Origin of the sequence: Bifidobacterium sp. UBA4282, assembly GCF_002394995.1 — a bacterium.
Lineage (GTDB): Bacteria > Actinomycetota > Actinomycetes > Actinomycetales > Bifidobacteriaceae > Bifidobacterium > Bifidobacterium pullorum_B.
Map to the genome: position 1 here is coordinate 26258 of NZ_DGVO01000053.1, position 14998 is coordinate 41255.

Below are 14998 nucleotides of genomic sequence, written 5' to 3' on the forward strand. Positions count from 1 at the left end.
GACACGGCCGCTATGCCGTTGGGGAACCGCACGATTCTTGGCGGCGCGATGGAGTAAGTTGTGAATCAGTACGGTTCTTCGAGTTTGGAGGCACGATGGCAGGTCAGCAGCGGCAGTTCAATCCGGGTGTGTCCCTGGCGGGCGCGGTGGATCTGGAGGCGTTGAAGCATCAGGTCACGGCCGAACCGGGGCAGGCGGGAGGCGCGCCTGCGGCCGGTGGGTACGTCATCGACACCACGGAGAACACGTTCCAGGCCATGGTGCAGACCTCGGCCACGTTCCCGATCCTGCTGCTGCTGTGGCTGCCGACCGACGATCGCCTCTTCCCGATGGCCAAGGCCCTGGGCGACGCAGTGAACGCGATGAACGGCCAGCTGCAGCTTTCCCGCATCGATGTGGCCTCGTTCCCCGCGGTGGCCCAGGCATTCGGCATCCAGGGGGCGCCGGCCCTGTTCGCTCTGATCAACGGGCGGCCGATGCCGTTGCTGCAGGGGCTGCCGTCGGATCAGGAGATGCAGCAGATCGTGGATGAGGTGCTGCCGAAGATCGTGCAGGTGGCGCAGCAGGCTGGTGTGACCGGCACCGCGCCGTATGCGGGCGATCCGGACGCCGTCGCCGAGCAGCCGGCCGAGCCGACTGTGCCGCCGGAGCACGAACAGGCCCATCGTCTGGCGATGGAGGGCGATTACGCCGGTGCCGCGGCCGCGTACGACAAGGTGCTGGAAGCCGACCCGAACGATGCGCTGGCCGCGCGCGAACGTGCGAAGGCGTTGCTGCTGGCTCGTTCCGCGGACGCCGATGTGCGTGAGGTGCGTGCCGCCGCCGCGGATCATCCGGAGGATGTGGACGCGCAGATGGCCGTGGCCGATATCGATATGATTGGCGGGCAGATTCAGGATGCGTTCGATCGACTGCTGGATTATCTGGCGGCCGGGCACCGGGATCAGATGGAGACGGTGCGCGTGCGTCTGCTGGAATACTTCGCCATCCCCGACCCGTCCGACGAACGCCTCAAGCGTGCCCGTCGCCGTCTGGCCACGCTGCTGTACTAATCCATCCTTTGACCGATTTCCGGCCCTTTGGGAGAGTCGTCTCCGGTCGCCGCGCGGCCAACTGGGACGGAGCCTTTCGGGTGCTTTTCTCTGGTGAGTGATGCGGGCGTCAGCGCACCGTATGACGCATGCGGTTGCGGCCGAAGATCTGCTGGAATTGCGGACCCCGTTCGGCCAGCTCCCGCTCGAACTCGTCCTCCCAGGCCGAGTACGGTTTGGACGCCAGTCCGTCGTTGGAGAATCGCGCCTGATCGGTGACCTCGGTGATGCAGAACGAGGGGATGATCAGGTTGGTGACCGGTCCGCTGCGTTCCGCTTCGGCGATGACCAGTGGGGCGTTCGGGCCGCCGAACACGTCGATGTTCCACCCGTCCTCATCGATCCACACGGAGTAGCGGTTCTTGATGATGATATCGCCGCCGCGCTTGACGAGTTCGACGGCGATGCGCGTATCGATCTCCCGTTCCGCCTCGTACCTCGTGCCGCCCACGGCCGGGCCCTTGATGGTGACGAAGGCTTGGGAGAACAGGTCACGGCAACGGTCGAGCACTTCGAGCGGGTCGGTGCTTCGGTCCATGGGGATGCGTGTCCTGCGGGTTTTCAGGCGGATGCGCAGCGCGTAGTTGTCGGAGTGCACGTAATAGCTCTGTACAATCAGCGTCGGTGCGTCGCCATCGTCGAGCTGGGGCGGCATTTCGCGGCAGAAGAAGCGACGCTCATACTCGAAATCATCCATGAACCCAGTCTAGTGCGAAACGCCGCGGAATTCCGGCAATCTTACGATATGTCCGAATATCGGACGAGGTTTAGGGAGACTCGCCGATGTTAGAAGACGCGAGGAAGTCATGCCGGCGTGTAAAGTAGAGGGGCACGGGTCCGTAGCTCAGTGGATAGAGCGTCTGTCTCCGGAACAGAAGGTCGTGAGTTCGAACCTCATCGGGCCCACCGCGCTGGCCCCATCCCAATCGGGACGGGGCTTCGTCATATCCGTGCGGCTTCGTCCCGGGTCGAAGCGCGTTCCCGTGTGACTGTGCCGCTTCGTGACCGTGCCATATCGCTTCATATCCTTGATATCCTTGGAATCTCAACGTTTTGGATAATGGGATGAGGCCGAGACGGATTACAGTCACGATTTCGTCGGTGGCCGGGATGCGGAAGAGGGGATGATGCCGGAGGCGCGTGATGATATCGTGACTTCAATCCCGGCGTGCGTCCCACGCCGGCTCATCGTCGTAAAGGAGCAACCATGACCGCCATCGAAGAGATCGCCACCGCATCCGCCCCCGCCGCGCTGGGCGCCTACAGCCAGGCCGTCAAGGCCAACGGCTTCGTATTCGTCTCGGGTCAGTTGGGCATCGACCCGGCCACCGGCGAACTGGCCGGCGAGACCGCCGGGGAGCAGGCCGCCCAGTCGCTGAAGAACATCGCCAGCATCCTGGCCGCCGCGGGCGCCGACATGACCCGCGTGGTGCGCGCCACCATCTATCTGAAGAACGTGGACGACTTCGCCGAGGTCAACGCCCGCTACGCCGAGGTGTTCACCGGATCGGTCAAGCCGGCCCGCTGCGCGTTCGGCGGCAACGAGATCCCCAAGGGCGCACTCGTCGAGATCGACGCGATCGCGGCCCTGTGACGTCCGATCTGCGAGCGGACCGTTCGATTCGACCCGATACGCCCGTGGACGCCGCCGTGCGCCTGCGGGCGTTTGCGCTGTCAGGCCGCCCGGTATCCTTGGATACCATGAGTCCAGAAGCGCTGAGTGAACTGATTTCCGCCATCGCCCATGACCTTGTCGCGCAAGGCAAGGCGGGCGATCTGACCGACGACCTGATTCCGTCCGTGGACAAGCTGACCGTCATGCGCCCGAAGGATCGCGCGCACGGCGACTGGGCGTCCAACATCGCCATGCAGCTGGCCAAGAAGGCCGGCATGAAGCCGCGTGACCTGGCCGAGCCGTTCGCGGCCGCGCTCGCCGAGGCCGAAGGCGTCAAATCCGTTGAGGTGGCGGGCCCCGGCTTCATCAACATCACCCTTGATTCCGCCTCCGCCGCGGCCGTGGTGGACAAGGTTCTGACCGAAGGCGCAGCGTTCGGCAGGAACGGCCATCTGGGCGGCGAGACGCTGAACCTGGAGTTCGTCTCCGCCAACCCCACCGGACCGATCCACATCGGAGGCACCCGATGGGCCGCCGTCGGCGACTCGATGGCCCGCGTGCTCGAGGCCAACGGCGCCACGGTGGTGCGCGAATACTACTTCAACGACCACGGCGAGCAGATCAACCGCTTCGCCAAGTCCTTGGTGGCCGCCGCCCACGGCGAGGAATGCCCGGCCGACGGGTACAAGGGCGCGTACATCGACGAGATCGCCCGTCGCGTGATCGACGAGGCCAAGGCCGACGGCGTGGACGTGCTGAACCTGCCGCGCGTGGACGGCGGCGTGGACGCCGACGGCAACCCGCTCGGCGAGGGCGACTCGCAGCAGCGCGAGGAGTTCCGCAAGCGCGCCGTGCCGATGATGTTCGCCGAGATCCGCGAGTCGATGAAGAACTTCCGCGTGAGCTTCGACGTCTGGTTCCATGAGAACAGCCTGTACGAGGACGGCGAGGTCGAGCGCGCGATCGCCGATCTGCGTGAACGCGGCGACATCTACGAGAAGGACGGCGCCACCTGGTTCGCCTCCACCAACCACGGCGACGACAAGGACCGCGTCATCGTCAAATCCGACGGCAACTACGCCTACTTCGCCGCTGACATCGCCTACTACCGCAACAAGCGCCACCGCGAGTCCAACCCCGCCGACGTGGCCATCTACATGCTCGGCGCCGACCACCACGGCTACATCGGCCGCATGATGGCCATGTGCGCCGCGTTCGGAGACGAGCCGGGCCGGAACATGCAGATCCTCATCGGCCAGCTGGTCAACGTGATGAAGGACGGCAAGCCCGTGCGCATGTCCAAGCGCGCCGGCAACGTGGTCACGATCGACGACCTGGTGGAGGCCGTGGGCGTGGACGCGGCCCGCTACTCGCTGGCCCGCACCGACTACAACACCCCGGTGGACATCGACCTGGACCTGCTGGCCTCGCACACCAACGAGAACCCGGTGTACTACGTGCAGTACGCGCATGCCCGCGCCTGCAACGTGGATCGCAACGCGGCCGACGCCGGCATCACCCACGAGGGCGCGGACCTGGCGCTGCTGGACACCGAGGCCGACGGCGAGGTGCTCGCCGCGCTCGCCCAGTGGCCGGCGCTGCTCTCGCTGGCGGGCGACCTGCGCGCCCCGCACCGCGTGGCCCACTATCTGGAGGACCTGGCCGCCACGTACCACAAGTGGTACAACGTGGAGCGCGTGGTCCCGATGGCCCTGACCGACCCGGAGGAGCGTCAGGACGACGCGGCCCGCGAGGCGCTGCGCATCGCCAAGAACCCGGAGCCGGCCCGCGCCGCCGCGCGTCTGAAGCTCAACGACGCCGTGCGCATCGTCATCGCCGCCGGCCTGGACCTGCTGGGCGTCGAGGCACCGGAGCGGATGTAACAATCGCGATGCGCCGTCCGACGGACACCGATCCGCGGGCGGCGCAATCGCATATACGGCACGTATGCCGGCACCACCAGCCGATGCCGGCATACGGCCGCAACGCAACATGAGTTGGAGAAGATATGGCAATCACCCCGATCTGGCCCGAGGCCACGGCGCTCGACGCCAACGGCGAACTGACCTTCCACGGGCGCACCGCATCGAGCCTGCTCGATGAGTACGGCTCTCCGCTGTACCTCATCGACACCGACGAAGTGGCCGCCCGCGCCCGCCGGTTCGTGCGCGCCGCGGCCGACGCGTTCCACAACACCACCACGCATGTCAGTTTCGCCGGCAAGGCGTTCCTGTCCAAGGAAGTGGTCCGGATCGTCACCGAGGCGGGCATGCTGGTGGACACCTGCTCGATGGGCGAGATGCGCATCGCGCTCGCCGCCGGCGCCCCCGGACGCCGCCTGGTGTTGCACGGCAACAACAAGTCGGACGAGGAGATCGCGCTCGCCATCGAGCAGGGTTTCGCCAAGATCGTGGTCGACTCGCCGGACGAGCCGGCCCGCATCGCCGCCATCGCCCGTCGGCTCGGCAAGCGCGCCCGCGTCATGCTGCGCGTGACCGCCGGCATCCACGCAGGCGGCCACGAGTTCATCTCCACCGCGCACGAGGACCAGAAATTCGGTGTGCCGCTGCTGCCTGCCGGTGCCGACGCGTCGGTGCTGGCCATCCTCGACGACCTCGACGGCATCACGCCGGCCGGCGCGAACGTCCGCGTCAAACCGGTCGAATCCAACGACCGCGCCCTGCGCTACGACGTGCGCTACCCGTACGACCTGCGCGCCGAAGACATCAATCCCGCCGACCGGGCGCTCGCCGCGGCGATGGAGACCGTGGCCGACGGTCCGGCTCTGGCCGTGCTCAAGGACATCCTCGCGTATGGCGACGATCTGGAACTGGTCGGCATCCATTCGCATATCGGCTCGCAGATCCACGACGCGGACGCGTTCGTGCAGGCGGCCAAGCGCATGATGCTGCTGCGCAAGACCTTCTACGCCACCGACGCCTACACGCTGCCCGAGGTCGATCTGGGCGGCGGCTACTCGGTGGCGTACACCGACGGCGAGGATTCGATGGATATCGATGTGGAGCTGCATCGCCTGGCCGATGCGGTGACCGCCGTCAATCGTGCGTTCGGCATGCCCGCGCCGGTGATCTCCTTCGAACCGGGTCGCTGGATCGTGGCCCCGGCCGGCGTGACGCTGTACCGCGTCGGCACGATCAAGCCCGTGCACCTGCCTGCGGGTACCACCGACGCGGCGGGCGAACCGATCGGCGAACGCGTGTACGTATCGGTGGACGGCGGCATGAGCGACAACATCCGTCCGGCGCTGTACGGCGCGGACTACACGGCGCGGCTGGCGAACCGCGAGGGTACTGCGGAGACGATGCTGGCGCGCGTCGTCGGGATGCACTGCGAATCCGGCGACATCATCGTGCACGAATGCCGCCTGCCCGCCGATCTGAGACGCGGCGACATCCTGGCCGTGCCGGTCACCGGCGCATACGGCCGTACGATGGCCAGCAACTACAACCAGGCGCTGATCCCGGCGGTCGTGGCCGTATCCGAGACCGGTGCGCATGTGATGCTGCGGCGGCAGAGCGTGGACGATCTGCTCGCGCTGGACGTCAGCTGAGCCGCCGTCTGTTTCCCGTGCCGCCAATTCATTCCGTATCCCTGCCGCCCGGCGCACATCCGTGCCCGGGCGGCTCGAGTATGAGACGCGGGCCCGGTAAATCGGCGGCGTTCCGTAGGATGGCAGTACACACCCGTCATCGCTAGGGAAGGACACTCGTGGCACAGCATAATGAAGCCCCCATCCGCGTCGGACTGTTGGGCGCGGGCACTGTCGGATCGCAGACCGCGCGCCTGCTGGTGGAACAGCGGGACGAACTCTCCCAGCGCATCGGGCGCGACATCGAACTCGTCGGCGTGGCCTGTCTGGATCCGGACGAGGTCGACTTCCCCTGGATCGACCGGTCGCTGCTGACCAGCGACACCATGGCCGTGGCCACGAACGCCGATATCGTCGTCGAACTGATCGGCGGGCTCGAACCGGCGCGCACCTTCGTGCTGGCCGCCATCGAATCCGGCGCGTCCGTGGTGACCGCCAACAAGGCGTTGCTGGCCAAGTACGGCCCCGAGATCTACCAGGCCGCGGAAGCCAAGGGCGTGGACATCTACTTCGAAGCCGCGGTCGGCGGCGCGATTCCGATCGTGCGCCCGCTGCGCGAGTCGTTGGTCGGCGACAAGGTCACCAGCATGCTCGGCATCGTCAACGGCACCACCAACTACATCCTCGACGAGATGACCACCAAGGGCCTCGACTTCGACGTGGCGCTCAAGGACGCGCAGGCCAAGGGGTACGCCGAGGCGGATCCGACCGGCGACATCGAGGGGCATGACGCGGCGAACAAGGCCGCCATCATGGCCACGCTCGGTTTCCACACCAACATCGGCATCGACGACGTGACCGTGGAGGGCATCACCAAGGTCACCGCGGACGACATCGCCGCCGCAGCCGCCGAACACAAGGTGGTCAAGCTGCTCGCGGTGGTGGAGAACGGCGGGGCCGGCGTCTCCGCGCGCGTCTACCCGGCCCTGATCGACGAGAACCACCCGCTGGCCTCCGTGCGCGGCAGCTTCAACGCCGTGTTCGTGAAGGCCGAGGCCGCCGACGACCTGATGTTCTACGGTCGCGGTGCCGGCGGTGCACCCACCGCCTCCGCCGTGGTCGGCGACGTGGTCACCGTGGCCCGCCATATCGCCCAGGGCTGCACCGGCCCGGCCATCACGCTGTACAACGACCTGCCCAAGGCTCCGATCGAGGCCTCCAAGGCCGCGTTCGCCGTGCGTTTCGTCATCCATGACAAGCCGGGCGTGCTCGCCGCCATCGCGGAGGAGTTCGCCAAGCGCGGCGTGTCGATCAACGGCGTGAACCAGGACCTGAAACCCACGCTGCACGAGCCGGGCTACTCCGGCGAGCTCCAGCAGCTGCGCCTGGTGACCCACCTGACCGACGAGGTCACGCTGCGCGAAACCGTGCAGGCCGTCTGCCGGCTCGACTTCGTGACCGGCGAGCCCTCCATCCTGCGCGTCCTGTAACCCACGGCATGGCCGCCCTCCTGCCGCAAGCCGGCGCAACGATGCGGCAGCGGGGGTAGTCCGGCCGATTCTCGTTTCACCATCGATCCTGGAACCAGTCCACCCGACCCCTCGTAAGGAGCATGTCATGAATCCTGTGACACGTCGCGTACACGTCCGCGTCCCCGCCACCAGCGCGAACCTGGGGTCGGGCTTCGACACGGTCGGTCTGGCGCTCGACTACCACGACGAGCTCACCTTCACGCTGAGCGATGACCCGGCGGACACCGACGCGCACGTGATCATCGAGGGGGAGGGCGCACGGACGCTGCCGCGCGACGAAACCCACCTGGTGGTCTCCACCTTCCGCCGTGCCTGCCGCACCTTCGGTCTGGGGCGGCTCGGCTTCACGCTCGAGGCGCACAATCGCATCCCGCAGGCACGCGGTATGGGCTCCTCCGCCGAGGCGATTGTGGCCGGCATCGCGGCGGCCGCCGCCTTCGCGCAGGAGGGCGAGCTCAACCGTTCGGCCATCTTCGACCTGGCCGCCACCATCGAAGGGCATCCGGACAACGTGGCGCCGGCCGTGTTCGGCGGCCTGACCGTATCCTGGGATTTCTCCACCGCCGAGGGCGTCGGCTCCGTGCCGATCCCCGGCGGCGAACCGCTGCATGGCGGGTTCCATACCGTCAACTATCCGGTCGACCTGGCCATCACCGCCGCCGTGTTCGTGCCGGACTACGAGCTCTCCACCGAGAAGGCGCGTCAGGCGCTGCCGGCCACGCTGCCCTACCGGGATGCGGTCTACAACGTCTCGCGCGTGGGCCTGCTGCCCGCGGCCATGAACCCCGGGGCGCTGGCCGCGGCCACCACTGCCGCGGACACCGCCTCCTCGGAGACCGCCGACGGGGACGTTGCCGCCTCCGCTTCCGCCGCGTCGCCCGCGCTCGCGGCCACGGCGAACACGTTGCTGTACACGGCCACGCAGGACAAGCTGCATCAGCCGTACCGCGCCGCGTTGATGGAACCTTCGTGGAAGCTCATCGAACGCTTCCGCTCGCATGGGTACGCGGCCGCCGTCTCCGGTGCCGGCCCGTGCGTGCTGGTATTGCACTATGGTGACGCGCGTGGGGCCATCGACGCCATTGCAGCCGATGATCTGGCCTCCGGCCACTGGCAGGTGCTGCACCTGCCCATCGACACCGCCGGCGTAACCGTGGAACGCGGCTGAGCCGGCCATGTGCGTGACTGTTGCGGTACAGTGGGCGGTATGACGATTCCGCTGATCCTTGCCTCGAAGTCCGCCCCGCGTCGCAATGTGCTGTACTCGGCCGGCGTGTGCCCGACCATTCGCGTCTCGCATGTCGACGAACCGGCCGCATTGGAACATGCCGCCGAACAGGCCGGTGTGAGCGTCGATGAGCTGAGCGTGAATCAGCGGGTCATGATCCTGGCCGAGGCCAAGGCCCAGGCCGTATATCAGGCGTACCGGAATGTGGCCGAGGCGGCCGCCGCCGCGACCGGCGAACGCGTGACCGCCTATCCGCTCAAGGCCGTGGGGGTGGGCGATGCGGGTTCAGTTCCCTCATCATCCGATCTGACCGCTGTCCCGGCTTCCGTTTCGTCTTCCGCATCCCCGGCGTCCGGCGTTACAGGCGACAAAGCCTCCGACATCACCCGCGATTTCTCCGGCGTGGATATGCCCATCACCGTGGAGCCGATTCACACGCCCGCGGGTGGCGTCGGCAGGGACGGTTCCGGCGTTAACGACACTGACGCCGACGATACCGGCCGCACTGGCGCCAACGGTTCCGGCATCAACACCGCCTCCGCAATCCATGGCCTGACCACCGCCGCGGTCGGCCCGCTGATCCTGGGCTGCGACTCGATGTTCCTATTCAACGGCGAATGCCACGGCAAGCCTCACAGCGCGGACGTGGCGCGCGAACGGCTCAGGGCTATGCGCGGCCACAGCGGCGAGCTGTGGACCGGCCACTGTCTGATCGACTTCGCCACCGGGCGCGTGGCCTGCGGCGCCAGCCATGCCATCGTGCATTTCAGCGATTACTCCGACCGTGACATCGAGCGCTACATCGCCACCGGCGAGCCGTTGGAGGTGGCCGGCTCCTTTACGCTGGAAGGATTCGGCGGCGCGTTCATCGACGGCATCGAGGGCGATCCGCACGGCATCATCGGCCTGAGCCTGCCGCTGGCCCGGCGGCTGGCCGGCGAGCTGGGCGTGGAATGGACGGACCTGTGGAACGTGGCCCGCGGCGACCATGACCCCGCCCCCAAATCTGACGGCGTGACCAGCTCCGCCGCCGGTTCGGTGCCGCCCAAGGAGAACGTGCACCAGCCGGGCGACGGCTGGATCGACTGCGACTGCGGCCGCCGCCACTGGGGACTCAACGGCGCCTCCGGCGTGCTGCTGGCCCGTCGTGACGCCGTCACCGGCAAGGTGACGCATGTGGTGATGCAGCATCGCGCGTTGTGGAGCGCCGAAGGCGGCACCTGGGGCATCCCGGGCGGCGCCACGGCGGACGGTGAGAGCGCCATCGAGGGTGCGCTGCGCGAAAGCTACGAGGAGGCCAACATCACCCCCGAGGACATCGAGGTGGTCGGCGCCTACCGGGAGGACCACGGCAACTGGGCCTACACCACCGTGTTCGCGTTCGAGAAGCCCGGCCACACGGTCACGCCGCGCACCAATGACGACGAGAGCATGGAAATCGAGTGGGTGCCGATCGACGAAGTGCCCAACCGCAAGCTGCTGACGGCCATGCGCACCGACTGGCCGCGCTTCCGCGCCCGGCTGGACGCGATCGCCGGTGAACGGTGACTTGGCTGCATGATATGCACTGAGATACGCCGAATGTGAGCGTTCACCGTGTTACCGGGGGTGACGCGGTATGCTCGGTATATTCGTGTCGGACCAAGACAGGGAGGATGACATGGCGGTCAACCGTGCGAACAAACGCCCGTCGATGTTCGAAGTGGCCAAGCTGGCCGGTGTGAGTCATCAGACCGTCTCCCGCGTGATCAACCATTCCCCGGACGTGTCCGAGGTCACGCGCGCCAAGGTGCAGGCCGCCATCGACCGTCTGGGCTACCGTCCGAGCAATTCGGCCCGCGCGCTCGCCTCGCAGCGCTCGCGCACGATCGGCCTGATCGCCGGCGGCCTGCGCTTCTTCGGGCCGATCTCCGCCATCTCCTCGATCGAGACGATGGCCCGCGCCCATGAGCTGTTCATGTCCGTCATGCTGGTGCATGAGGCGTTCTGCTCGCAGAAGGATTTCGAGACGCTGTGCGACACGTTCGACGAGCAGAACGTGGACGCGTTCATCTTCCTGACACCCACCGACGCCATGTTCTCGGCCGCCTGCCACGCGCCGGTGCAGCAGCCGCGCGTGCTGATCACCTCGACGCACGGCGCGGTGGACATCCGCACCGCCATGGCGGCGATCCGTCCCGCCGATCAACGCAAGGTGGCGCTGGTGGGCATCGACCAGTGGGGGGCGATGGCCGAGGTGATGCGGCTGGTCGTGGAATACGGGCATCGTCGCGCGCTGTATTTCGCCGGCCCGCAGGAGTGGCGCGATGCGGGGACGCGACTGGCGGCGTGGCGGCAGCTGTGCGCGGAGCATGCCGTGGAGTGCATGGTCGAGCAGTGCGAGTCCTGGGAGTCGGCCGAGGCGTATACGCGGATGAACCATGTGCTTGAGGATTTCGGCAGCCGTGGCGCCGCGTTGCCGTCGCTGGTGGTGACGGCGAACGACAGCCAGGCGGTGGGCGTGACGCGCGCGCTGCACGAGCATCGGCTGCGGATCCCGCAGGATGTGAGCCTGGTGGGCTTCGACGATATGCCCGCGATGGATAACATGCTGCCGCCGTTGACCACGGTGCGCCCCGATTTCGAGCAGTTGGGCGTGGCCGCGATGAGGCAGGTGCTGCATCTGCTGGGTGAGGGGCCGGAACCGACGTTCACGGCGGCTTCGCACGGCGTGGGGCTGGTGCCGGCGAAGGTGATACTGCGCAACTCGCTGGGCTCGGCCGCGCGTTGACGTCGACGCGGCTGTTGGCCGTCATGACGACACGGGGTTGCGGTGCCTGGCAATCGAAATTTACAACGATGAAACAAGACACTCGCCGGGTTGAGATTCGAGGTGTCGGCGCGTATAATCGACACTACAAATTGTGAGCGCTAACACTGGCCGATGAAGGCGGCTGTTAACGTTCACGACAACAGCAGTGCAGCGGACGGTACGGGCCGGCCGGGCAGGGTAAGGAGTCCACCACCATGGCAGTAATGCAGAACGATTCCGATCAGGTTGCCGCGATCGCGGAGAAGATCCGCGCGGGCAAGACCTCGCTCGGCATCGAGTTCGGTTCCACGCGAATCAAGGCCGTCCTCATCGACGACACCTACCGCACCATCGCCTCCGGCGATTACGGCTGGGCCAGCCATCTGGAGCACGGCCTGTGGAGCTACACCGTCGAGGAGATCTGGAAGGGCCTGCAGACCGCCTACGCCGAGATGGCCGGCGACGTGGAGGCCGCCTACGGCGAGAAGCTCACCCACATCGGCCACATCGGCTTCTCCGCCATGATGCACGGCTATCTGGCCTTCGACGAGGCCGGCGAACTGCTGGTGCCGTTCCGCACCTGGCAGAACACCAACACCCACGAGGCGCATGAGAAGCTCTCCGAGCTGTTCCAGTACAACATCCCGGAACGCTGGTCCATCGCCCACCTGTACCAGTGCGTGCTCGACAACGAGGAGCACGTCTCCAAGGTCGCCTTCTTCACCACCCTGGCCGGCTACGTGCACTGGAAGCTCACCGGCAGGAAGGTGCTCGGCGTCGGCGACGCCTCCGGCATGTTCCCGATCGACCCGGCCACCCACACCTGGGAGACCGAATTCATCCGCCAGTTCAACGAACTGCCCGAGGTGGCCGCCCAGCCGTGGAAGCTCGAGGACCTGCTGCCCGAACCGCTCGTGGCCGGCACCCCGGCCGGCGAACTCACCGAGGAGGGCGCCAAGCTGCTCGACCCGACCGGCACCCTGCAGGCCGGCATCACGCTGGCCCCGCCGGAAGGCGACGCCGGCACCGGCATGATGGCCACGAACTCCGTGCGCAAGCGCACCGGCAACGTGTCCGCCGGCACCTCCATCTTTGCCACCGTGGTGCTTGAAGGCAAGCTCAAGGCCCTGCATCCGGAGGTCGATCTGGTCACCACTCCGGCCGGCGACCTGGCCGGCATGAGCCACGCCAATAACTTCACCTCCGATCTGAACGCCTGGGTCGGCCTGTTCGGCCAGTTCGCCGAGGCCCTCGGCCATCCGGTCGACGCGGGCACGCTGTACGGCACGCTGTTCCGCGCGGCCATCGCCGACGACGTGGACGCCAACTGCGGCGGCCTGCTCAACTATCCGTTCCGCTCCGGCGAGTTCCTGGCCGGCCTGCCCGAAGGCCGCCCGCTGTTCGCCCGCAAGCCCGAAGCCCGCATGAGCCTCGGCAACTTCATGCGCGCGCAGCTGTTCGGCGCGTTCTCGCCGGTCAAGATCGGCATGGACGTCATGACCAAGGACGAGCACGTCCAGGTCGATTCGCTCGTGGGCCACGGCGGCATCTTCACCACCCCCAAGGTGGCGCAGAAGATCCTCGCCGCCGCGTTCGACACCCCGATCAAGGTCATGGCCACCGCCGCGGAAGGCGGCGCCTGGGGCATGGCCGTGCTCGGCGACTACCTGTGGCACGCCGACGAGGACCTGGCCGACTACCTGGACAACCGCGTGTTCGCGGACGCCGAGTCGGTCACCGAAACCCCGGACGAGAAAGACGTGGAAGGCTTCGAGGACTTCTTCGCCCGCTTCCGCGCGGGCCTGCCGATCGAGCACGCCGCCATCGCGGCGATCCCGCTTGAGGACTGACGCCCCAACCCAAGACCTGATACAGACCTGATCAATTAGAAAGGAAACACAATATGGCAACATTGGCTGATTACGGTCCCGAAGTCCGGGCCGAAGTCAAGCAGGTGCGCGAGGTCGTCGCGACGCTGCACGACCAGCTCATCAAGTGGAACCTGGTCGTGTGGACCGCCGGCAACGTCTCCCAGCGTCTGCACACCGCCGACCTCATGGTGATCAAGCCCTCCGGCCTGCGCTACGAATACCTGACCCCGAGCTCGATGGTCGTCTGCGACCTCGACGGCAACGTGGTCGACGGCTCCGAGGCCCCGTCCTCCGACACCGCCTCCCACTGCTACATCTACCGCAACATGCCGGACGTGTACGGCGTCGTGCACACGCACTCCACCTACGCCACCGCCTGGGCGGCCACCGGCCAGAACATCCCGTGCGGTCTGACGATGATGGGCGACGAGTTCGGCGGCGAGGTGCCGGTCGGCCCGTTCCGTCTCATCGGCTCCGAGGCGATCGGCGAGGGCGTCGTCGAGACGCTCAAGAAGTACCCGAAGTCCCCGGCCGTCCTCATGCAGAACCATGGTCCGTTCACCATCGGCAAGGACGCTGAGTCCGCCGTCAAGGCCGCCGCGATGACCGAGGAGGTCGCCCATACCATGTGGGCCGCCCGCCAGCTCGGCGATATCATCCCGATCCCGCAGGAGGACATCGACAAGCTTAACGACCGCTACCAGAACGTCTACGGGCAGCACTGACGCGATGGAGCGTCCCCGGCACGGCGGAGGACTCGACGTACCGTTGTACGCCTTCGCCCTCCGCCGCACCGGGGCCGCACGCATCGCGCCAGTGCTGCCGGTCGGTCACCGTACTGGGACTTATTAATGCTGCACCCGCGGCGACCGGCCTGATACACGCATCGAAATAAACCAACCAATACAACACCAACACAACAAAGGAAACAACACATATGGTTATGGCAAACCCGTTCGAGGGCAAGGAAGTCTGGTTCGGCGTCGGCTCGCAGGACCTGTACGGCGAGGAGGCCCTGCGTCAGGTCGCCGAGCAGTCCACCGAGATCGTCGACTACCTGAACGCCACCGGCGTCATCCCGGTCAAGATCGTCCTCAAGCCCACGCTGAAGTCCTCCGACGGCGTCAAGCAGTTCATGGTCGAGGCCTCGGCCAACCCGAACGTCATCGGCGTGATCACCTGGTGCCACACCTTCTCCCCGGCCAAGATGTGGATCCGCGGCCTGGAAGTGCTCACCAAGCCGATGCTGCAGCTGAACACCCAGCATCACATGGAGATCCCGTGGGAGACCATCGACATGGACTTCATGAACCTGAACCA

General features: G+C 66.8%; 9 protein-coding genes, 1 tRNA gene and 5 pseudogenes. 14 read left to right on the forward strand and 1 reads right to left on the reverse strand.

Annotation, left to right across the window (positions count from 1 at the left end):
- The first annotated feature begins 95 nt into the window (after nucleotides 1–95).
- A complete protein-coding gene (locus B4C31_RS08235) occupies nucleotides 96–1052 on the forward strand; it encodes a tetratricopeptide repeat protein (protein ID WP_291532069.1) in 957 nt (318 codons plus the stop codon).
- A 109-nt stretch (nucleotides 1053–1161) separates the two neighbouring features.
- Here B4C31_RS08235 and B4C31_RS08240 read toward each other — a convergent pair whose 3' ends face one another.
- Entirely contained in the window at nucleotides 1162–1788 is a 627-nt protein-coding gene (locus tag B4C31_RS08240) for a hypothetical protein (protein WP_291532070.1), read from the reverse strand.
- Between the two features lie 136 nt (nucleotides 1789–1924).
- On the opposite strand from B4C31_RS08240, the gene B4C31_RS08245 reads away from it, so the two are divergent.
- From B4C31_RS08245 to B4C31_RS08295, 13 genes and pseudogenes are all read left to right on the forward strand, one after another.
- A tRNA-Arg gene (locus B4C31_RS08245) sits at nucleotides 1925–1997 on the forward strand.
- Nucleotides 1998–2298: 301 nt separating this feature from the next.
- Nucleotides 2299–2685 (forward strand): Rid family detoxifying hydrolase, encoded by a 387-nt coding sequence (locus B4C31_RS08250; RefSeq protein WP_291532071.1) that lies wholly within the window; start codon nucleotides 2299–2301, stop codon nucleotides 2683–2685.
- A 107-nt stretch (nucleotides 2686–2792) separates the two neighbouring features.
- The gene (argS, locus tag B4C31_RS08255; protein ID WP_291532072.1) at nucleotides 2793–4589 is read left to right on the forward strand and encodes an arginine--tRNA ligase; all 1797 of its coding nucleotides are present in this window, start codon (nucleotides 2793–2795) and stop codon (nucleotides 4587–4589) included.
- A 125-nt stretch (nucleotides 4590–4714) separates the two neighbouring features.
- The gene (locus B4C31_RS08260; RefSeq protein WP_291532073.1) at nucleotides 4715–6277 is read left to right on the forward strand and encodes a diaminopimelate decarboxylase family protein; all 1563 of its coding nucleotides are present in this window, start codon (nucleotides 4715–4717) and stop codon (nucleotides 6275–6277) included.
- 158 nt (nucleotides 6278–6435) lie between these two features.
- The gene (locus B4C31_RS08265; protein ID WP_291532074.1) at nucleotides 6436–7746 is read left to right on the forward strand and encodes a homoserine dehydrogenase; all 1311 of its coding nucleotides are present in this window, start codon (nucleotides 6436–6438) and stop codon (nucleotides 7744–7746) included.
- 127 nt (nucleotides 7747–7873) lie between these two features.
- Nucleotides 7874–8594: pseudogene (gene thrB / locus B4C31_RS08270) on the forward strand (homoserine kinase); the annotation flags it as partial.
- Between the two features lie 89 nt (nucleotides 8595–8683).
- A pseudogene (locus B4C31_RS08885) lies at nucleotides 8684–8956 on the forward strand (homoserine kinase); the annotation flags it as partial.
- Nucleotides 8957–8995: 39 nt separating this feature from the next.
- A pseudogene (locus tag B4C31_RS08890) lies at nucleotides 8996–9287 on the forward strand (Maf family protein); the annotation flags it as partial.
- A gap of 275 nt (nucleotides 9288–9562) precedes the next feature.
- Nucleotides 9563–10564 (forward strand): annotated as a pseudogene (locus B4C31_RS08895) (Maf family protein); the annotation flags it as partial.
- A gap of 145 nt (nucleotides 10565–10709) precedes the next feature.
- Nucleotides 10710–11786 carry a LacI family DNA-binding transcriptional regulator gene (locus B4C31_RS08280; protein ID WP_414631863.1) on the forward strand — a complete coding sequence of 359 codons (1077 nt, stop codon included), beginning with the start codon at nucleotides 10710–10712 and terminating at the stop codon, nucleotides 11784–11786.
- 236 nt (nucleotides 11787–12022) lie between these two features.
- Nucleotides 12023–13657 carry a xylulokinase gene (locus tag B4C31_RS08285; protein WP_291532078.1) on the forward strand — a complete coding sequence of 545 codons (1635 nt, stop codon included), beginning with the start codon at nucleotides 12023–12025 and terminating at the stop codon, nucleotides 13655–13657.
- 53 nt (nucleotides 13658–13710) lie between these two features.
- Nucleotides 13711–14403, forward strand: a complete 693-nt coding sequence (locus B4C31_RS08290) for an L-ribulose-5-phosphate 4-epimerase (protein WP_033507239.1) — start codon at nucleotides 13711–13713, stop codon at nucleotides 14401–14403.
- Nucleotides 14404–14615: 212 nt separating this feature from the next.
- Nucleotides 14616–14998, forward strand: a pseudogene (locus tag B4C31_RS08295) (L-arabinose isomerase); the annotation flags it as partial.